Here is a 1,231-nt window from a genome sequence, read left to right as displayed (position 1 = left end):
CGCCCGCCCCGCGGACGGGGTCCTACGGTCGGCTCCACGGGCGTTTACCGTCTCCGACCTACTGGCGGCGACGAGGTTGGACAGGTTGACCGCGGCGTTCAGGTCGCGGCCGCCTACCAGCCCGCAGGACTGGCAGGCGAAGATACGCTCCGACAGGGTGAGGCCTGGGTTTCGCCAGCCGCAGTCGGAACAGGTCTTCGAGCTTGGATACCAGCGGTCCGCGACCACGAGCGTCGATCCGTACCAGAGGGTCTTGTAGGCGAGCTGGCGGCGGACCTCGGCCATCCCGGTATCGGACACGGCACGGGCAAGACGGYGGTTACGGACCATCCCGGCCACGTGCAGGTCTTCCACCACGATCGTGTCGTGGGTCTTGGCCAGCCGGGCGGTGAGCTTGTGCAGCCCGTCGCGGCGCTGGTAGGCGACGCGGGCATGGAGGCGACCGAGGGTGGCGGCGTGTCTACGGCGACCGGCGCTGCCGGGCGTGGAGCGGGCGTAGGCCCGCGACGCGCGGCGCAGTTCGCGCAGCGACCGGGCCAGCGGCCTGGGGTTCTCGACGGTCTCGCCGGTCGACAGGACGGCGAGGTGCCTCACACCCAGGTCGACCCCGACCGGGCCGCCCCGGCGCTGCCGGGTAGACGGCTTGCCGGGGACATCACGGTCGGCCTCCACGGTGAACGCCACGAACCAGCGCCCCGCGGTCCGGGACACGGTCGCGCCCAGCAGGCGTGCGGACCCGTCGACGAGCCGGCCGGTCAGCGCACCCATCGGCTCATGCACCTTGACCCGDCCGACCCGGGGCAGCTTCACCTGCCGATCCCCAGCCGGACCGTAGGCGCCGGTGGTGTACCGGAACGAGTCACGGGCCCTCCCGCGCTTCTTGAACCRGGGAAACCGACCCGCCGGCCCTTCCGCTTCCCTTACCGGGAGTCGGTGAAGTTCTTCAACCCCCGGGCAAGCTGATCCAGGCCAGCGCGGAACGCCTCCTTCGAGCACCGCGCCCACCACGGGGCCAGCTTGTGTTTCGCAGCGTTCCAGGCCAGCCGCAACGCGGGCAGCGTCCACGACACCGGGGTGAGYAGATCACCGGTCAGCCCGTAGGACTGTTCGGCCTCGCGCTGCGCGAACGCGGCTTTCACCCGGACCAGACCCCAGTTGTAGGCGAACCGCTCTGCCCCGGCATGCCGGCGCAGAGCGGCAAGCCGGACGGTGTTTGGATCGAGAGCGAACC

Annotated in this window: 1 pseudogene; it reads right to left on the bottom strand. The window is 71.1% G+C overall.

The features are described from left to right. A pseudogene (gene tnpB / locus Manayef4_RS03060) lies at positions 1 to 1,231 on the bottom strand (IS607 family element RNA-guided endonuclease TnpB); the annotation flags it as partial.

Origin of the sequence: Frankia sp. CgMI4 (assembly GCF_001756285.1) — a bacterium.
In the GTDB taxonomy this organism is placed as follows: Bacteria; Actinomycetota; Actinomycetes; order Frankiales; family Frankiaceae; genus Frankia; species Frankia casuarinae.
Note: the sequence above shows the minus strand (reverse complement) of the source record. Positions and strands in the feature narration are given on the sequence as shown.